Origin of the sequence: Mycobacterium sp. NPDC006124 (assembly GCF_040614235.1) — a bacterium.
Lineage (GTDB): Bacteria > Actinomycetota > Actinomycetes > Mycobacteriales > Mycobacteriaceae > Mycobacterium.
The window spans coordinates 80,374-97,909 of sequence record NZ_JBEXUA010000001.1; the positions used below are offsets into that span (position 1 = coordinate 80,374).

A 17,536-nucleotide genomic window follows, 5' to 3' on the forward strand; every position below is an offset into this window, starting at 1 on the left:
AACGACCATGACCGACACCCAGCTGGACATCGCGTTCTGGGATTACGACCGCACGCGTGCACTCGTCGACGGCACGGTACGCATCGACGGCGTCGACGCCACGTTCCACAGCGGACGGATCGTCACCGAGATCTTCGAGAAGATGATCCGCGACCGGGCCTACGACGTCTCCGAACTGGGCATGACGTACTTCCTGCGCACGATGGAACTCGACGACCCCCCGTTCCTCGCGATACCCGTGTTTCCCGTCCGTTCCTTCCGGCACTCGGCGATCTACGTCAACACCACCAAGGGCATCACTCGGCCGCAGGACCTGGCGGGCAAGACGATCGGTGAACTCGCCGTGTACGGGCACGACGCGGGCATCATGCCCAGGGGCATCCTGTCCGATGAATTCGGGCTGACCCCGCAGCAGTGCCGGTGGGTGATCGGAGGCATCGACTTTCCGCTGAACCCGCTCGACTTCATCCCTCAACCTCACCCGGCTGACGTCGAGGTGAGCTGGGCCGGCCCCGAAGCGGATCTGGGGGAGATGCTCGAGGCCGGTGAGATCGACGCGCTGATCTCCGCCGACGCCCCCGCCGCAGTTCTGAGGGAGTCACCCACCGTCGGCCGCCTGTTCCCCGACTACGACGTGGTCGAGCGGGACTACTTCCGCCGCACCGGCATCTTCCCGATCATGCACGCCGTGGTCGTGCGCAAGGAGTTGGCTCTTGCGCGGCCTGATCTGATTCGGGCCGTCTACGACGGCTTCTTGGCCGCAAAGAATGCGATGGCCGACGGGTTGGTCAAGGGCATGACGTTCAACAACATGCAAGCGATGATTCCGTGGCTGAGCAAGCTCATCGCCGACGACCGCAGCTTGCTCGGCGAGGACTGGTGGCCCTACGGCATCGAGGCCAATCGCGCCGCGCTCGACGCCGTTCTGCGGTACCACCACGAGCAGGGCATCACTGCCCGCCGGTTCGCCGTCGACGACGTGTTCGTCGACGGGCTGCTGGACACCTGACGGGAGGCAGGACCATGAAAGTCGTTGCCTTGGAGGAGCACTTTGCGACGGCAGAGATCGTCGACGCGTGGCAGTCAGTGCCGCCCGGGGTGCGTGACTACGCCGTGGAGATGTCCGGCGGGGTCGACACTCGGCGACGACTGATCGATCTCGCCGACGAGCGGATCGCCCACATGGACGAGGCGGGCGTCGACGTGCAGGTGCTCTCGGTGACCACCACCGGGGTAGAGAACCTCGACCCGACGACCGCGGTTCCGCTGGCCCGCGCCGCCAACGACGTGATGGCCGAGACCATTCGCGCGCACCCCGATCGGTTCCAAGGGTTCGCCACCCTGCCGACCAGCGCCCCGGCCGATGCCGCCCACGAATTACGAAGGGCTGTAACCGAACTCGGTCTGAGCGGCGCCATGGTGTTCGGTCGCCACGATGAACGCAACATCGACCACGCGGACTTCCTGCCGATCCTCGAAGTCGCCGCCGAGCTGCGATGCCCGCTCTACCTTCACCCGCAATCACCCCCGCCACCGGTGCGCCGGTCCTACTACGAGGGTTTCGACCACACGCTCGTCACCGCCTTCGCGACCGGCGGCATCGGCTGGCACTACGAGACCGGCATCCAAGCGCTGCGCCTCGTCCTGTCAGGGACATTCGACCGCCTGCCCGACCTGCAGCTCATCCTCGGGCACTGGGGCGAGGTCGTGCTGTTCTACCTCGACCGCGTCGACCTGCTCACCGAGCCGGCCGGGTTGCCACGAAAGGTGTCCGAATACTTCACCACGAACGTCTCGGTGACTCCCGGTGGGATCTTCAGCCAGAGATACCTCCGATGGGCGGTCGAGGTCCTGGGAGTCGATCGGGTGTTGTTCGCCACCGACTATCCGTTTCAACTCGCGTCCGACGGTGCGGCCCGGAGATTCCTCGACGACGCCGACCTCAGCCCGACCGATCGGGCGAAGATCGCCAGCGGCAACTGGGAACGCCTCTGTGCCGACATTCAGCGGTGATGACCACCGTCGGCGGTTCCCCCACCGCAACCGTACGGTTGCCCCGTGAGCGCTGATTCCGATGCGATCTCGAAGCTATTCGACGAGGTGTCCTTGGGGGCGCCCGAGCGGGCCGTGGGCTTCGTCCTGTGGCGCGTGCTGCACCACTACGTCCGCGAGGTCAACCGCGCGCTCGCCGACCTCGAATTGACCCATCTTCAGTTCCAGACGCTGGCCCTCACCGCATGGCTCGGCCGTAAGGGTGCACCAGCCAGCCAGGCCGAGATTGCCCGGGCGGGTGACATCCAAAAGATGCAGATCTCCAACATGATGAAGGCACTCGAACAGCGCGGACTGATCACCCGGCCCCGCAGTTCGACCGATGAACGTGCCAGGAGCGTCGCCGTGACGACGGCCGGGCTCGTCGCGCTGCACGCGGCACTCCCTCGCGTCATCGACGTGCAGCGTCGACTCTTCGGTGAGGAAGGCATGCCCGGCGGGCACCTGTTGCAAGCGCTGCTGCGTACCGAGCAGAGGACGGCCGGTGACGACGAGTCTCGCTGAATTCCCCTCCTGTTCACCGTGTGACGAGAAGCCGTCGACGAGGATCTGACCATGCTCTTGCCCCGTTTCGCCCTGGAAGACTGGTTCGCCCGTTACAAGCCCGGGTGCGCCGTGAACATGGGCAGCTCGGACGTCGAACCGGTCTCGGTCTTCGACCTGCTCGAACCCGGAGCCCGGCTCGACGACATCGCGCTCGGCTACGGCGGAGCAATCGGCTCGGCCGCACTGCGAGAGCAGGTCGCCGCCCTGCATCCCGGCACCGACGCATCCGACGTGCAGTGCACGGCGGGCGCGACCGAAGCCGTCCTCGCCGTCTATGCCGCGCTGCTGGAGCCCGATGACCACGTCGTCGTGGTCACCCCCGCCTACCAGCTGCTCGTCGACCTGCCTGCGGCGCTCGGCGCGTCGGTCACTGCGGTGGCACTGGTCCGTGACGGCGACCGTTGGGTGTTGCCGACGGCGGCGGTCGCCGACGCCATCCGCGACACCACCCGCGCCGTCGTCGTGAATTCGCCGAACAACCCGACCGGCTGGACGGCCACCGACGCACAAGTGACTGAGCTCGCCGCCCTCGCGAACGACGCCGGCGCGGTCCTCGTCAGCGACGAGGTCTACCGCGGCATCGGGCCGACGAGGTCCACGGCGGTGGAATTGCACGACGGCGCCGTCGTGGTGGGATCGGTGTCCAAGACCTTCGGCACGGCAGGGCTGAGGGTGGGGTGGGTGGTCGCACGGGACGAGGGGCTACGCGACCGACTGCGCACCGTCCGCTACTGGACCACCCTGTCCTCCTCGCCGGTGACAGACGCCCTGGCCGTCCACACCCTGCGCGTCGCACCCAGGCTGCAGGCCCGTGCCACCCGTATCGTCGGCGACAACGCCGCCCTGGTCCGCGACCTCGTCGACGGCCGGGACGACGTCGACTACGCCCCACCGCAGGGCGGCACCAGCGCCTGGGTCGAGCTGCTCACCCACGACGCCGAGGACGTCGCCCGGCGCCTGGCGGTCGAGCACGAGGTCTTCACCGTGCCCTCGACCGCCCTGCGCGCACCGGGACAACATCTCCGGATTGCGCTGGGTCGCAACGAACTCGAGCGTGGGCTGGATGCGCTTACCCGGGTACTCGACGACACTGCCACTCGCCGGTGATGGCGCAGCTTGGTCTAGGCAGCGGCATCTGGCTCAGAGCATCCCGCGGAGTCTCTCGAGGCCGGCGAGCGCGACGTCGATGATGGCGTCGAGCTTCGCCTGCGTCACTCCGGCAGCTGCGTGTACCGCGAGTCCCTGTCCCATCGCCACGGCGTATGCCGCGAGGGACGCGCTGTCGTCGACTCCAGGTCGGTGCGGCGATGCGTCCTCGGTCTTGGCCAGCGCCTTCGCCACCGTGTCTTCGAGACCCTCGCGATAGCCTGCGAGGAGTTGCGGTATGCGCGTGTTGTCCGGCCCGCACGAGAGTCCGCCTTGAATTGACAGACATCCCAGGACGCTTCCGTGGGTCGCCGACTCCGCAGTGGCGCGCAGGTAGGACTCGATGACCTCGTAGGTGGTGGATCTGGCGAGCGCCGCGTCGAGCCCCTCTCTGCGGCAACGGCCGTAGCGCTCCAGAGCACGGACGAAGAGTTCTTCCTTGCTGCCGAAGACGGCGTAGAGGCTCGGCTTGTTGATACCCATGGCGCGCGTCAACTCGGCCAACGATGCGCCCTCGTATCCACGACGCCAGAACGTGTCGATCGCACCGTCGAGCGCCTGGTCTTCGTCGAAGGCGCGCGGACGGCCACCCACACGTCGCTGATCAGCGCTCATGGAGTCGACTCTACCGAACGGTACAAAACTGGTACGGTCGAACTGCACAACCGATCGGTACAAAACAGGAGGACCACGTGGCGCCATTGACAGGACGAACTGCACTCGTCTCCGGAGCGACCTCCGGAATCGGCCTCGCCGGAGCGCGTGCTCTAGCCCGGGACGGCGCTCACGTCTTCGTGGTCGGGCGCCGCCAAGAGGCGCTCGACGACGCCGTCGCCGAGATCGGTGCGGGGCAGGCCAGTGCGATCCGAGCAGATGTGACCGATCGCGCCGACCTCCAGTGGATGACCTCGGCCATCGAGGCCAGTGGTCGCAAGCTCGACATCGTCTTCGCCAACGCAGGTGTCGCCGAGGTCGCCGTGTTGGGCGATCTCACGTGGGAGCCCTACGTCAGAACGTTCAACACCAATGTCGGTGGCGTCATCTTCACCGTGCAGGCAGTGCTTCCGCTTCTCCGGCCGGGCGCTTCGGTGATCTTGTGCGGTTCCGCCGGCGATGTGAAGGCCGCACCGGGAACGAGCGTCTATGCCGCCTCCAAGGCCGCGATCCGGTCTCTGGCCCGTAGTTGGGCCGCCGAACTCGTCGACCGCGAGATCCGCGTCAACGTCGTCGCTCCAGGTGTCACCGACACGCCGGGCCTGGCCGACCTGTTCGCAGGCGCCGACGACGCTCTTGCCGACCTGACCTCGTCCATTCCGATGAAGCGCCGCGCACATCCCGATGAAATCGGCAACGTGATCGCATTCTTGGCCTCGGACGGCAGTAGCTTCATGACCGGATCAGAGGTCTACGTCGATGGTGGCGCCGGGCAATTGTGATCGCAATCGGAGAACACCCCGTCCAGAACTGCTCGTGAAAGGCGCATCGCCATGCCACAGCACATCTCGATCCCTCGCGGACCGATCAGTCTCGCAGCGGACCTCTACCTTCCGGAGGGCTTCGGTGAGGGAGATCCCTCTGCTGCCGTCGTGCTGTCCACGCCTGGCAGCAGCGTGAAGGAGCAGATCGGTGCCAACTATGCCTCCCGCCTTGCCGAGAATGGTTATGCCGCAGTGACATTCGATCCTGCACATCAGGGGGACAGTGGTGGGGAGCCCCGCGACCTCGAAGATCCCTATCGGCGGGGTGAAGACATCTCCTACGTGATCGACGCTGTCAGCACGCTCACGGGTATCGACCCCGGACGCATTGGTGCACTGGGCATCTGCGCCGGTGGTGGCTACGCCGTCCACACCGCGCGCACGGATCACCGAATCAAGGCGATCGCGACGGTGGTCGCCGGCAACATGGGCGACTCGTGGCGCAGTGCGGGATTCTCACCCGGCGGACCCGTGGGGGCCCTCGAGGATCTTGCCGTGGCGCGGACGGACGAGGTCGTGACCCACACCCTCCAGAGGGTCAACTGGTTGCCGGACACTCCCGAAGAGGCGTCGGCCGCCGGTGTCGTCGACCTCGACACGACTGAGGCGGTCAGGTACTACCGAACCCCGCGGGGACAGCACGAGCATTCGACGAACCGCCGTCTCCTGCGGAGTGATTCGCTGCTCCTCGGATACGACGCATTCCATCTCGTCGACCAACTGCTCACGCAACCGCTGCAGGTGATCGTCGCAGGACGCCGGGGCAACACCGGCCAGTACGAGGCGGGATTGAAGCTGTGGAACATGGCACCCAACCCCGTCGACCTGTTCGTCGTCGAGCGCGCGGGCCACTACGAAATGTATGACGAGCCCACGTACGTGGATCAGGCCATAGCTCGGATGAGTGGGTTCTTCGCCGAGAATCTTTGACGACGGAAGGTGTGAGTGCTGGTTAGGCTTCAACCGTGCTGATCGACGATCACGTGATCACTGTTCCGCTGAATCACCGCCACCCGGACGGGCGCACCCTGGAGGTCTACTCACGGGAGATCGCCCGGGATGGCGGGCGGGACCTGCCATACCTGCTCTTCCTGCAAGGCGGCCCGGGCAACGAGGCACCCCGCCCCACCACGTCGGGGGCGTTGTCACCGTCGTGGCTCGAGCGCGCGCTTCAGGACTACCGCGTCGTCCTGCTCGACCAGCGGGGCACCGGCAGGTCGACGCCGTACGGGACGCCGCGAGCCGAGGATGCGGAACGGCTGACGCACTTCCGCGCCGATTCGATCGTCCAGGACGCGGAACTTCTTCGGGAGCATCTCGGCGTCCGGACGTGGAGCTTGTTGGGTCAGTCCTTCGGCGGCTTCTGCTCGCTGCACTATCTGACCGTCGCGCCGGACAGCCTGCGCGAGGTGTTCTTCACCGGTGGCCTGCCGCCCGTCGGATGTCCCGTCGACGACGTCTACTCGGCGGCCTACGACATGATGCGTACGCTAAATCGTCACTACCACAAGCGATTCCCGGAGGATGCTGCTCGCCTGCGGGACCTGCTCGACCGATGTGACGCAGGAGAGGTGCACACCTTGGACGGTGATCCGATCTCGCGGCGTTCGATGCGCACCATCGGTCACCGACTGGGCATGGGCGGTGGCGCGGAGAGTGTGCACCACCTGCTCGAGCTCGACTTCACCTCGCCCGGGTTCCGGCACGACGCAGCGGCGATGCTGCCGTTTGGTCCCCGAAATCCGTTGTACGCGATCCTGCACGAATCGAGTTGGGCAGACGGCGGGGCCACGCGGTGGTCGGCCGACCGGACCCAGCCCGACGACTTCGGTGGCGAATCCCTTCTCCTTACGGCCGAGCACATCTTCCCGTGGCACTTCGAGGAGACGGCCGGGCTGCGGCCCTACGCCGACATCGCCCGGGAACTCGCCCAACATGACTGGCCCTGTCTGTACGACGCCGAGGTGCTGGCACGGGTCGACGTTCCGTGCGCTGCCGTGATCTATGCCGACGACCCCTACGTGCTGCGTCACTTCTCGGAGGAGACGGCCGACTTACTGCCCGGGATGCGGCGTTGGCTGACCGATGAATATCTGCACGATGGCCTGCGTGCCGACGGGGGCCGGGTGCTCGACCGCCTGATCATGCTGGCGCGAGACTGATCAGCCAGGTTCCGCTGGTGATTCCCGTGACGGGCCTCCGCTCTGCATCAAGAGTGGCCCGTCGTGCGTCGACCCGCCGCACCAATTGGGTCGGTTCTGCCCGCGATCGACCAGATCATCGCAGACTGTTCTGAAGTCGAGATCTCAGATCAGGGGTGAACTGTCGTGAGCATGGCGTACCTGGCACAACCCGACCAACAACAACGACTCGAATGGCTTGACGGCGGCACGCTGGCCATCTTGCTCGACGGGGCGGCAACCGACGGTCAGTTGATGGTTGGTCGGTTCGACGTCAGCAGGGGTGAGGCACCGCCCTACCACATGCACACCCGCGAGGACGAAGTCTTCATGCTGATCAAGGGCACGGCGCTGGTATGGCTCGAGGATCAGGAAACGGAGTTGGCAGAAGGTGGAATAGTGTTCCTGCCCAAGAACATCCCCCATGCCTATCGCATCACCTCCGCCACGGCCGACCTACTGATGATCAACACCCCGGCCGGCATCGAAGGCATGTTCCGCCACTCCGGTCGGGACCGGGCGACCCCGAGACCCGACGACTTCACCATCTCGCCGCAGCGGATGGCCGAAGGCGCAGAGGAACACGGTCAAGTCATCCTCGGTCCGCCCCGTTAGATTGCGCGTCCACTTCTTCGGCGGCGCCAATTCACATTTGGCATCAGCAGGACACCACGTTGCTCTAACCTCCCCTGAGGACCAGCCACAGAAGATCGGAACGTCGATGACGGCAGAGAACGTGGCGGGCACCAGCGCGTCACCCGAAGACGGTCGGGGTCGCGATCCCGAACCGGAACTGAAACGAACTCTCGGCGGCTTTCAAGTCTTCGCCGTCTCCTTTGCGTTCATCTCGGTGGCCGTCGGCATCTTCGCCACCTACGACGACCTCCTCAGCAGCTCCGGACCGGTCGGCATCTGGCTGTGGATCCTCGCCGCGGTCGGGCAGGCGTTGGTCGCACTGGTGGTGGCGCAGTTCGCCGCCCGCATCGCGCTCAGCGGATCGTCGTACCAGTGGGCCTCGAGGCTGGCCAATCCGAAGATCGGCTGGCTGTTCGGCTGGTTGACCTTCTGGTACTTGGCGATCGCGGTGGTCGCTCTGGACAATGCGCTCGCCAGCCAGGCGTTCATGCCGCTCGTCGGGATGGCGGAGAACGAGGACACCGCACGAATCATCACGGTGGTCATACTGGTGGTCCAGGCGGCGCTGGTGATCGCTTCGACGCGCCTGCTGGGAATGATCACGTCCAGTGCGGTGGGCATCGAACTGGCGATCATCGTCGTCTTGGTGATCGCGCTGGCGGTGTTCATGTCGCTCACCGGGAGTGGCGATCTGGCCAACCTCACCTCACGCGGTGTCACCGCCGACTCATCGAACTACTTCGCCATCGGCGGCGGATTGATGGCCGGCATGATCATGGGTCTCACCACGTTGGTCGGCTTCGACTCCGCGGCGAACCTCGCCGAGGAGGCCAAGGATCCGTTCACGAGCGTCCCCCGCGCGATCGTCGCCTCGGTGATCGCTGCGGGCGTACTCGGATTCCTCTTCCTGATCGTCTTGACCATTGCCATCAAGGACATCCCGGCGGTCACCTCTAGCGGTTCGCCGGTCGCCGCAATCATCCGCGGCCAGTTCGGACCGGTCGCGGAGCGAATCTTGTTGGCGGGTCTGGTGTTTGCGATGTTCGGTGCAGGCATGGTCGTCATCGCCGCGTGCTCACGGCAGGTTTTCGCGATGGCGCGCGATCAACGATTCCCGGCGCACCGGCTGATGAAGAAGGTCAATCCCAAGACCCAGACTCCAGTCCCGGCCACGCTACTGATCCTCGCCGTCGGTGTCGTCTTGATGCTCGCCCTGCCGGGTCAAGCGCTGATCCCGCTGATCGTGGGGTCGACGCTCCTGCCCGCGATGATCTACACCGGCATCGTGATCCTGTATCTGTCGGTGCGAAAGGGGCTCGAGCACAGGGAGGGTGGCTTCAGCCTGGGGCGCTTCGAGATGCCGGTCGCCGTCGCCGCGCTGATCTGGGAGGCGTTCGTCCTGTTCGTACTCGTCACGCCCGGGGACAACACCATTCCGGTGCTCATCGTCGTGGGCCTGATCCTCGCCGGCGGCGTGTACTTCGCGTACTTGTACTTCCTCCACCGCGAGATCCTCGACACCGAACCGGGCGTCGACGACTCCGCGGGGTCGGCATCGGACGTTGCCCCGTGATCCGATGCGGCACACGCGGTCGGCTGTTGACGGCGGCCGTCGTAGCCGGTCTCGTCGCCCAACTCGCGGCGCCCGGCACAGCGTCGGCCGATCCACTGCCCAACTGTTCGGATCAGAGCTGGCTCGGGGTGTGGGCGGCCGCCCCGTCCGATGCCTCTCGTGGCACTGACGACATGGATCGTCAAGACCTGTCGATGAACCCGAAGTCAGTGGTGCGCGATGAAACCATCCGGGCCGTCCTCACACCGACGTTCGGTGGCACCACCGCGCGGGTCCGGTTGTCCAACCGGTTCGGCACCATCCCGGTGACATTCGCACGGGCCACCGTCGCTCGCCGTGCCTCGGGCCCGGCGGTGGTTCCCGGTACCGTCGCACCGTTGTCCTTCGGTGGCGACCGGAGCGTCACCGTGGCCACCGGACAGGATGTCCTGAGCGACCCCGTCGAATTCGGGGTCCAGGCCTTCGAGTCGGTGGCCGTGACCCTTCACGTGGCCGGCGACGTCGGTATGCCGACCGAGCACGACGTTGCGCGGCAGACGTCCTACCTCACCCCCGAGGGCACCGGCGACCACACCGCCGACGTCGGCGGGGACGCGTTCACCCAGCGCACCACCAGTCGCCCATTCGTCAGCGGTCTCGAGGTACTGGCGCCACTGTCCGACGGCGCGGTCGCGGCCCTCGGTGACTCGATCACCGACGGCTACCAGGCAGTCCCGGCCGGGGCCCCGGAGACGCTGGAGGGTATCGATGCCGACGGGCGCTGGCCCGACGACCTCGCCCGCCGGCTGGCCACCGCGGGTCGGCCGCTGTCGGTGCTCAACCTTGGTATTGCGGGCAACCGAGTGCTGCAGGACTCGGCGGTCGGTGGCCAACCAGACGTGCAGGGAGCGGCGGTGATTCGGCGACTCGACGCCGATGTGTCAACGCAACGGGGCGTCACGACGGTGATTTGGCTCGAGGGAATCAACGACCTGCTGATGTCTCCCAATGTCACCGTCGACGAGCTGACCGGCGGGTACCGCGACGTGATCGACCGTCTGCACGCCCAGGGTCTGCGAGTGCTGCAGGGCACGCTCACCCCGGCTGGTGGCAGCTCCGCCCCGCCCGGCAGCGAGGCCGTGCGTCAGGCCGTCAACTCCTGGATCCGGGAGCAGAGCCCTGCGGACGGCGTGGTCGACTTCGACGCCGCCGTCCGTGATCCCGCCGATCCCTCGCGGATCGATCCCGCATACGACGGTTCCGATCATCTGCACTTCAACCTCGCCGGTTACCAGGCGATGGCCAACGCCGTTCCGCTGGAATCGATCGCCGATCGCGCCTGCTCCTGAGTCGGTCATCACCCGTGCGGCCTGCTGGTCGGCTGGGCGGCGCGCCACGCGTGCGAGTGATGGCCCCCAGGGGGTCCCGATGTTCGACGGTACCCCCTCCAGGCTGCGGCAAAAGAGTGCACGCCCCGGTGCTGACGGCGGTTTATCGTGGACGGGAAGAGGGGCGTCGCCGCTGCGATTCGCCGAGGTGCGGGAGGTGTTTCGGTGCCAGAAGACTTGTCAGTCGACCCGGTCGATCTGCACTTGTCCTCAGATCACATGGACATGCACCGGTCGGAACTGTCGGCCGCCCACACGGCGGCCAACGACGACATCGAAGCGGCGCAGACCGGCTGGGTCGGCGCGTCGGGCGCAGCGCTGCAGACGAGGTTCGCGGAGTGGCAGGAAGCCACCTCGAAGATCACCACCGACATCGCCGCCCACGGCGTCGCCTTCCACAGCGCCGCGCAGCGCTACGCGAGCGTCGACGACGACAGCGCCGAGCACCTCGACGACCAATTCTGATGCCTCTCACTCTGGCCGACGTCCAGCGCTGGGATGCAGGCGCAGTCCGTGATGTCTCATCCGCGCTCGCCAAGCGTGGATCCAGCGCCGGTGACGTCCGCAGCGGCTTGACGAAGCTCCCGCTGATTGCCACCTGGCAAGGCACCGGGGGCGATGCCGCGCGCGCTTCCCTGGACGAGCTCAGCGCCTACCTGGCGGCGCATGGCGAAGAGATGAACAAGCTGTCATCGGCGACGCACGACGCCGCCGACGGCATCGACCGGATCAAGGCGGCGTTGGCGAACGTCGACGCCGACGCCAAGCGGGAGGGCTTCTCGATCGACACGGCGACTGGTGAGGTGACGCCGCTGAGGACCGACTTGGTCGGCGATCCCCTGTATGCGCTGCAACAGGCCGACCTCGAGACCCGCATCCGCAAGCTCCTGGCCGAAGCCAACGCCACTGACGCCGACCTGGCCCGAGCGCTCAATTCCGCGGGAAGCGATGCCGAGGGACGCGCGGAGACACGTCCCGATGTCCTCGACGCGCTGTCCAAGCCATTGCCCGACGATCCGAGACAGTTCAACGACCTGTGGGACAGGCTCACGCCCGAGGAGAAGGACGCGCTCTACCAGCGTGACCACTCGATTGGCAATCGTGACGGCATGCCGGCGGTCGACCGTGACTACTACAACCGGCAGGTTCTCGGTGATGAACTCGCCCAGGCCAGGGCCGCGCAGTCCCAACTCGACGCGCTCGCGAGACAGCACCCGGACTGGGCTGCCGGTCACGAGCCGAACATTCGGACCCCCGGAAACTTCGCGGCCAACAAGGCGGCCTACGCCGCATGGAAGCAGAAGTACGACGCTGCCGCCGCGGGCGCCAAGAATCTGCCCGATCTCCAGGCGATCGACAAGTCGGTCGGCCTCGATCCGAACCGCAAACTGCTGCAGCTCGACACGCGCGGCGGAGACCAGGTGCATGCCGCCGTCGCCATCGGCAATCCAGACACCGCCGACCACATCTCGGTCACCACAGGCGGATTGAACACCAACGTCCACGCCAGCATCGGCAGCATGACCACGGAGGCCACGAACCTGCAGCGAGAATCCTTGCGTCAGCTCAGCCTGTCTCCCGACCACTCCCTCGAATCGGTGGCCACGGTGGCTTGGCTGGGCTACGACGCACCACGAGTCCCCGGTTGGAATGACGTCGGCGGCTCAGCGGAGGGACTGTGGGGCGTGAGCCACGACGACATGGCCAAGGCCGGCGCCCACGATCTGGCGCGCTTCTACGACGGCCTGCAGGCCAGTCACGAAGGCGCACCGGCACAGGTCACCGCGATCGGACACTCCTATGGCTCGTTGACCACCGGTCTCGCGCTGCAGGAGCCCGGGAGTCATGGCGTCACGGATGCGATCTTCTACGGCTCTCCTGGAATCGAGGCAACCACGGCGGGCCAGCTGCACGTAGCCGACGGGCACGTCTTCACCATGGAGACCCCCGACGACCCCATCCAGTACGTATACGACAGCAAGCTGCTGCTGCACGGTCTGGGTGCCTTGCCTGGACCGTGGGGTCCCCTGCTCGGGACGGTCGTCGGCGGCATGGACGCCACGGGGGCCGGTGCCTTTGGGCCCAACCCGGCGACCAATCCCAACTTCACGCACCTCGAGACCGGCGCGACCTCGGTGCCCGACGGTAGGGGCGGCACTCTTGCGCTGGGCAGTGCATCGGGGCACAGCGACTACCCCCGCTTCGGGGACGACGGAGTGCCCAGGACCACCAACTACAACATCGCTGCGGTCATTGCAGGTCTCACCGACAACGCGATCCGACAGAAATGAGATTGCCGATGCCACGGGTCGAGGTTCGCGGACGTATCACCCTGGGAACCATGGCAATTACACTGCTAGCGACGGGATGTCACATGAACCAGCCTGATTCGCCTACTCCGGCGACCAGTTCGATCGACGCAGTCGACCAGCTCAAAGCGCTTCCCTCACTGGAGGATACGAAGATGCAGGTGCAGGGGGCCATGGATGAGATCACCGCTGCCGCGTCCCGCGTGATCCCGACGCTGCAATGGTCACCCCTACACGGCGAGACACCGAACGGCTGTGGCGCGCCATTCGATCAGACCGACGGCCAGAGTGTCTTCCTTCCCGATCTGACCGCGGGCGCCGACGTCACGGATCAACAGTGGCAGGTGATCCTCACCGCCGGAAGGGAATCGGCGGCGAAGATCGGCGCCACCAACATGCAGGTCATGCAGGACGGGCCGTCGAATCACGACGTCGGCTTCTACGGCCCCGCGGGGATCTCCATCAAGATTGGCTATCAGGGCAACCTGGTCGTCTCGGGCAACACCGGTTGCCGGTTGCCGAAGGCTGTGAAGTAAGCCAGGCTGATCAGAGCTCGAGTCCGTTCTTCGGCAGCTCGCCGTAGACCTCGTCGGTGACGGGTTCGAGCCACTCGTTGCCGACGCCTTCGCCCGGGGTGATGAACGCGAGGTGGGAGAACCAGGAGTCGGCCTTGGCGCCGTGCCAGTGCTTCGTGCCGGCCGGTACGCGGATTGCGGTGCCGGGCTCCATGCTGATGGGGTCCTGACCCTCGGCGTGGTACCAGCCGCTGCCCGCCGTGCACAGCAGGATCTGGTCGCCTCCACCGCCGGTGCCATGGTGGATGTGCCAGTCGTTGCGACAGCCCGGCTCGAAGCTCACGTTGCTGACCGGGACGCACCCGTCGGTGAGCGGGGCCAGGTAACTCTGGCCGACGAAGTACTGGGCGTAGGCGTCATTGGGTTCCCCGAGGGGAAAGGTCTGGTCGAACTGGTCGTCAGGCATGTCGTGGCGTCCTCCTGCTGCCATCAGCGATTGACGTAGGTCATGTGCTGGGCGTTGTAGCGGTCCCCGCGAACGCCGGTGCGCCGAGCCAGGCCGTCGAGGTCGGCGCGCTCGTCGGCGGACAGCGCAACCCCGGTCGCAGAAGCGTTCTCCCGGATGCGTTCGGTGCGGCGGGTTCCGGGGATCGGCACGATCCACGTCTGTTGGGCGAGCAGCCATGCCAGGGCGATCTGCCCAGTCGACGCGCCCTTCGCCTCGGCGAGTATCTTCACGTGCTCGACCAGCGCCTGATTTGCGGCGAGGTTGTCCGCCTCGAAGCGCGGGACCCGGCGGCGGATGTCGCCCTCGGTGAAGTCCGTCGACGCATCGACGGTGCCGGTGAGAAACCCCTTGCCGAGGGGGCTGAACGGTACGAAGCCGATTCCCAGCTCCGCCAGCGTGGGCAGCACCTCGGCCTCGGGATCCCTTGTCCACAGCGAATACTCGCTCTGCACGGCGGTGACCGGGTGCACGGCGTGTGCGCGACGGATCGTCAGGGCCGACGCCTCGGACAAGCCGAAGTGCCTCACCTTTCCCTCCGCGACCAGCTCGCCGACGGTGCCAGCGACATCCTCGATCGGCACGGCCGGATCCACGCGGTGCTGGTACAACAGGTCGATCACGTCCGTCCTCAGTCGCTTCAGCGACGCCTCCGCGACACGACGGATCTGCTCAGGACGGCTGTCGAGCCCGGCCATGTGACCGGCCTGGATGTCCCAACCGAACTTGGTGGCGATCACGACCCCGTCCCGGAGCGGTTCCAGGGCCTCGCCGACGAGCTCCTCGTTGACGAAGGGGCCGTAGACCTCCGCGGTGTCGAAGAACGTGACGCCCTCCTCGACAGCGGAGCGAAGCACTCCGATCATGTCATCGCGGGTACCGGGATTGGGGCCGTAGCTCTGCGACATGCCCATCGCGCCGATCCCGACTGCGGAGACCTCCAGGCCCTGGCCGAGTGTTCTGGTGTGCATGTTCAGTCCTCCTCGATGACCTTCTTGAGCACCGTGGTGGCGCCCATGCCATTCGGCCAGCCGCTGTAGAACGCCAGGTGCAGCAGGGCTTCCTGAAGTTCGTCGTCGGTGACCCCGTTCTGGCGCGCGAAACCGAGGTGGAATTGGAGCTGTTCTGTCTTACCCATGGCGGTCAACGCCGCGACGGTGATCAGGCTGCGATCCCGCTTTGACAGGTCGGGTCGTTCCCACACCTCGTCGAAGAGCACGCGGTCGGTGAAATGCACCATGCCCGGCGCGAAGTCGCCGAAGGCACGTTGCCCTCCGGTCCAGCCGGAGTTCTGTACGTCGGTCATCGGTTCTCCTCGTCGGGTCTGGTCACGCGGTGACGGTGGCTTTCTGGAACATCACCTGATCCAGAGAACCCTCGATCAGTCGTGTGCGACAGGTTGAATGAGAGGGGGGACCAACGCGACCCCCCACACCCAGGGTGGTTCGTCGTACCGTCGAGATCGTGAACACCAGCGGTGCCCCCGATCGAGCCGACATTCGGGACTTTCTGGCCACCCGTCGGGCTCGAATCACCCCCGAGCGGGTCGGCCTGCCGGCCGGCGGTACTCAACGCCGGGTTCCAGGTCTGCGCCGGGAAGAGGTCGCCGTGCTCGCCGGGGTGAGCACGGACTGGTACACCCGGCTGGAGAAGGGCCACATCCGCGGCGTTTCCGACGAGGTGCTCTCCGCGGTCGCCCGGGCACTGCTGCTCGACGACGCCGAGACCGCGCATCTGTTCCACCTGGCACGCGCCGCCAGGCCCGCGCGTACCCCGCGGCGTCGGGCACCCGTGAAACTGCCGGACAGCCTGCAACAATTCCTCGACGCGATGACCGAAGCAGCCGCGTTCATCCGCAACGGACGGCTCGACATCATCGCCACCAACGCCCTGGGCCGGGCGCTCTACGCACCAGTCCTCGACCAACCTGCGTGGAAGGCCAACATCGCCCGATTCAACTTCCTCGACGAGCGTGCTGCCGACTTCTTCCCCGACTTCCAGGGTTCGATGGACACCACCGTCGCCCTGCTGCGTACCGAGGCCGGTCGCGACCCGTACGACAAGGACCTCACCGATCTGGTGGGTGAACTCGCCACTCGCAGTGAAGATTTCCGCAGTCGATGGGGTGCCCACAACGTGCGAAACCACACCACCGGGCTCAAGCACTTCAACCACCCCGTCGTCGGACCGATCGACCTGGACTACGACTCCCTCGACGTCCGTTCCTCCGGCGATGGCGTGATGGTGCTCAACGGGTACACCGCCGCATCGGGGACCGAGGCCGATGACAAGTTGAAGATGCTCGCCAGCTGGGCCGCGACGGCGCCGGAACTACCGACTGGCGCTCGACCGACTACTGACGGGTCCGACGTCCTCGCCCCCGGGACCGCATCGGGTCACGACCAACGGTGATGGCCTCGGGCTTGACGTCCAAAGACGCTGCGCGGCTGATGAATTGATCGCGTATCTCGTCGCAGAATCGTCACGCTCGCCAGGGATCTAGATCCAGTAACCTTGCCGTATGCCGCGCAAACTCACTGACGAAGAAGTCGAGGCGTATCTCGACAGCCGCCCGGGCTGGGCGATATTGAGCACCATCGACGGCGATGGATTTCCGCACAGCGTGCCCCTGGGATACTTCCGCCTTGGTCGCGACGTCGTCATGGGTGTGCGGGACGGTACGCACAAGATCGCCAATGTCGAAGCCAACCCGAACGTGAGCATCTTGCTCGAAGACGGCTCCACCATGGCGGACATCCGGGGAGTCATGCTCCAAGGTCACGCCCGCATCGTGCGCGAATCAGACGAGGCGCTCGAGCTCGCGAGGCAGGGTGCCCGCGCACGTGGCGTACCGGAGTCCGAATGGCCCATCGAACCTAGGCCAGGTGCGGCCTACATCCGCGTGACACCCGTCCGAACGAGGTCGTGGGATTACTCGGAGACCAAGCCGGGCCAGACGTAGCCGACTCTCACCACCACCGGCGAGTCTGCTGCCCGCGACGTCGAGCCGCCGCGTTCCGACGAGTGGCTCGACGCGATGACGAGACCCACTATCGCGGCGATCACCACGGCGGCAACCACGGCGACGATCATCAGCATCGTGGGGGTGAAGGTGACGCCACGCCTGGGCGGTGGAGGCCCGGGCGGATGCGTATAGGGCTCTCCGTCCCACGCCGAACCATGGGGCGGCGACGGCGGGTTGGGCGGTTGTTGGGTCATGACTCCCCGG

At 66.3% G+C, this 17,536-nt stretch carries 20 protein-coding genes; 15 read left to right on the forward strand and 5 right to left on the reverse strand.

What is annotated here, in order from left to right; all coding sequences use genetic code 11:
- Positions 1-7: 7 nt before the first annotated feature.
- The 4 genes from ABZ195_RS00390 to ABZ195_RS00405 are packed head-to-tail and all read left to right on the forward strand — an operon-like array spanning position 8 to position 3,705.
- A complete protein-coding gene (locus tag ABZ195_RS00390; RefSeq protein WP_355213825.1) occupies positions 8-1,009 on the forward strand; it encodes a 4,5-dihydroxyphthalate decarboxylase in 1,002 nt (333 codons plus the stop codon).
- 14 nt (positions 1,010-1,023) lie between these two features.
- On the forward strand, positions 1,024-2,013 hold the full coding sequence (locus ABZ195_RS00395) for an amidohydrolase family protein (RefSeq protein WP_355213827.1): 990 nt from the start codon (positions 1,024-1,026) through the stop codon (positions 2,011-2,013).
- Positions 2,014-2,058: 45 nt separating this feature from the next.
- Complete coding sequence (locus ABZ195_RS00400; RefSeq protein ID WP_355213829.1) at positions 2,059-2,556, forward strand: MarR family transcriptional regulator; 498 nt, start codon at positions 2,059-2,061, stop codon at positions 2,554-2,556.
- A 51-nt stretch (positions 2,557-2,607) separates the two neighbouring features.
- Positions 2,608-3,705, forward strand: coding sequence for an aminotransferase class I/II-fold pyridoxal phosphate-dependent enzyme (locus ABZ195_RS00405; protein ID WP_355213831.1), 1,098 nt, complete (start codon positions 2,608-2,610; stop codon positions 3,703-3,705).
- Positions 3,706-3,738: 33 nt separating this feature from the next.
- Here the strand turns inward: ABZ195_RS00405 and ABZ195_RS00410 are convergent, their stop codons facing one another.
- Positions 3,739-4,359, reverse strand: a complete 621-nt coding sequence (locus tag ABZ195_RS00410) for a TetR/AcrR family transcriptional regulator (protein ID WP_355213833.1) — start codon at positions 4,357-4,359, stop codon at positions 3,739-3,741.
- A 77-nt stretch (positions 4,360-4,436) separates the two neighbouring features.
- Between ABZ195_RS00410 and ABZ195_RS00415 the strand changes: the two genes are divergently transcribed.
- The 9 genes from ABZ195_RS00415 (at position 4,437) to ABZ195_RS00455 (ending at position 13,823) form a co-directional block, all read left to right on the forward strand.
- On the forward strand, positions 4,437-5,180 hold the full coding sequence (locus ABZ195_RS00415; protein ID WP_355213835.1) for an SDR family oxidoreductase: 744 nt from the start codon (positions 4,437-4,439) through the stop codon (positions 5,178-5,180).
- A gap of 51 nt (positions 5,181-5,231) precedes the next feature.
- Positions 5,232-6,152, forward strand: coding sequence for an alpha/beta hydrolase (locus tag ABZ195_RS00420; protein ID WP_355213837.1), 921 nt, complete (start codon positions 5,232-5,234; stop codon positions 6,150-6,152).
- Positions 6,153-6,187: 35 nt separating this feature from the next.
- Positions 6,188-7,384, forward strand: coding sequence for an alpha/beta fold hydrolase (locus tag ABZ195_RS00425; protein WP_355213839.1), 1,197 nt, complete (start codon positions 6,188-6,190; stop codon positions 7,382-7,384).
- A 171-nt stretch (positions 7,385-7,555) separates the two neighbouring features.
- Positions 7,556-8,017 (forward strand): cupin domain-containing protein, encoded by a 462-nt coding sequence (locus ABZ195_RS00430; protein WP_355214882.1) that lies wholly within the window; start codon positions 7,556-7,558, stop codon positions 8,015-8,017.
- Positions 8,018-8,123: 106 nt separating this feature from the next.
- Positions 8,124-9,611 (forward strand): amino acid permease, encoded by a 1,488-nt coding sequence (locus tag ABZ195_RS00435; protein WP_355213841.1) that lies wholly within the window; start codon positions 8,124-8,126, stop codon positions 9,609-9,611.
- Positions 9,612-9,784: 173 nt separating this feature from the next.
- Positions 9,785-10,939, forward strand: coding sequence for an SGNH/GDSL hydrolase family protein (locus tag ABZ195_RS00440; protein ID WP_355213843.1), 1,155 nt, complete (start codon positions 9,785-9,787; stop codon positions 10,937-10,939).
- Between the two features lie 204 nt (positions 10,940-11,143).
- Positions 11,144-11,443, forward strand: a complete 300-nt coding sequence (locus ABZ195_RS00445) for a WXG100 family type VII secretion target (protein ID WP_355213845.1) — start codon at positions 11,144-11,146, stop codon at positions 11,441-11,443.
- Positions 11,443-13,269: an alpha/beta hydrolase gene (locus ABZ195_RS00450; RefSeq protein WP_355213847.1), complete on the forward strand. Its 1,827-nt coding sequence runs from the start codon at positions 11,443-11,445 to the stop codon at positions 13,267-13,269. The genes ABZ195_RS00445 and ABZ195_RS00450 overlap by 1 nt, the downstream gene beginning before the upstream one ends.
- Positions 13,270-13,277: 8 nt before the next feature.
- Entirely contained in the window at positions 13,278-13,823 is a 546-nt protein-coding gene (locus tag ABZ195_RS00455) for an LppA family lipoprotein (protein WP_355213849.1), read from the forward strand.
- A gap of 10 nt (positions 13,824-13,833) precedes the next feature.
- Here ABZ195_RS00455 and ABZ195_RS00460 read toward each other — a convergent pair whose 3' ends face one another.
- The 3 genes from ABZ195_RS00460 to ABZ195_RS00470 are packed head-to-tail and all read right to left on the reverse strand — an operon-like array spanning position 13,834 to position 15,613.
- Positions 13,834-14,268 carry a cupin domain-containing protein gene (locus ABZ195_RS00460; protein ID WP_355213851.1) on the reverse strand — a complete coding sequence of 145 codons (435 nt, stop codon included), beginning with the start codon at positions 14,266-14,268 and terminating at the stop codon, positions 13,834-13,836.
- Between the two features lie 23 nt (positions 14,269-14,291).
- Complete coding sequence (locus tag ABZ195_RS00465; RefSeq protein ID WP_355213853.1) at positions 14,292-15,278, reverse strand: aldo/keto reductase; 987 nt, start codon at positions 15,276-15,278, stop codon at positions 14,292-14,294.
- A 2-nt stretch (positions 15,279-15,280) separates the two neighbouring features.
- Positions 15,281-15,613 carry a carboxymuconolactone decarboxylase family protein gene (locus ABZ195_RS00470; RefSeq protein ID WP_355213855.1) on the reverse strand — a complete coding sequence of 111 codons (333 nt, stop codon included), beginning with the start codon at positions 15,611-15,613 and terminating at the stop codon, positions 15,281-15,283.
- Between the two features lie 158 nt (positions 15,614-15,771).
- Between ABZ195_RS00470 and ABZ195_RS00475 the strand changes: the two genes are divergently transcribed.
- On the forward strand, positions 15,772-16,719 hold the full coding sequence (locus ABZ195_RS00475; protein ID WP_355213857.1) for a helix-turn-helix transcriptional regulator: 948 nt from the start codon (positions 15,772-15,774) through the stop codon (positions 16,717-16,719).
- Positions 16,720-16,828: 109 nt separating this feature from the next.
- The gene (locus ABZ195_RS00480) at positions 16,829-17,269 is read left to right on the forward strand and encodes a pyridoxamine 5'-phosphate oxidase family protein (RefSeq protein ID WP_355213859.1); all 441 of its coding nucleotides are present in this window, start codon (positions 16,829-16,831) and stop codon (positions 17,267-17,269) included.
- Here ABZ195_RS00480 and ABZ195_RS00485 read toward each other — a convergent pair.
- Entirely contained in the window at positions 17,239-17,526 is a 288-nt protein-coding gene (locus ABZ195_RS00485) for a hypothetical protein (protein ID WP_355213861.1), read from the reverse strand. The two genes, ABZ195_RS00480 and ABZ195_RS00485, sit on opposite strands and share 31 nt — an antisense overlap.
- Positions 17,527-17,536 lie beyond the last annotated feature (10 nt).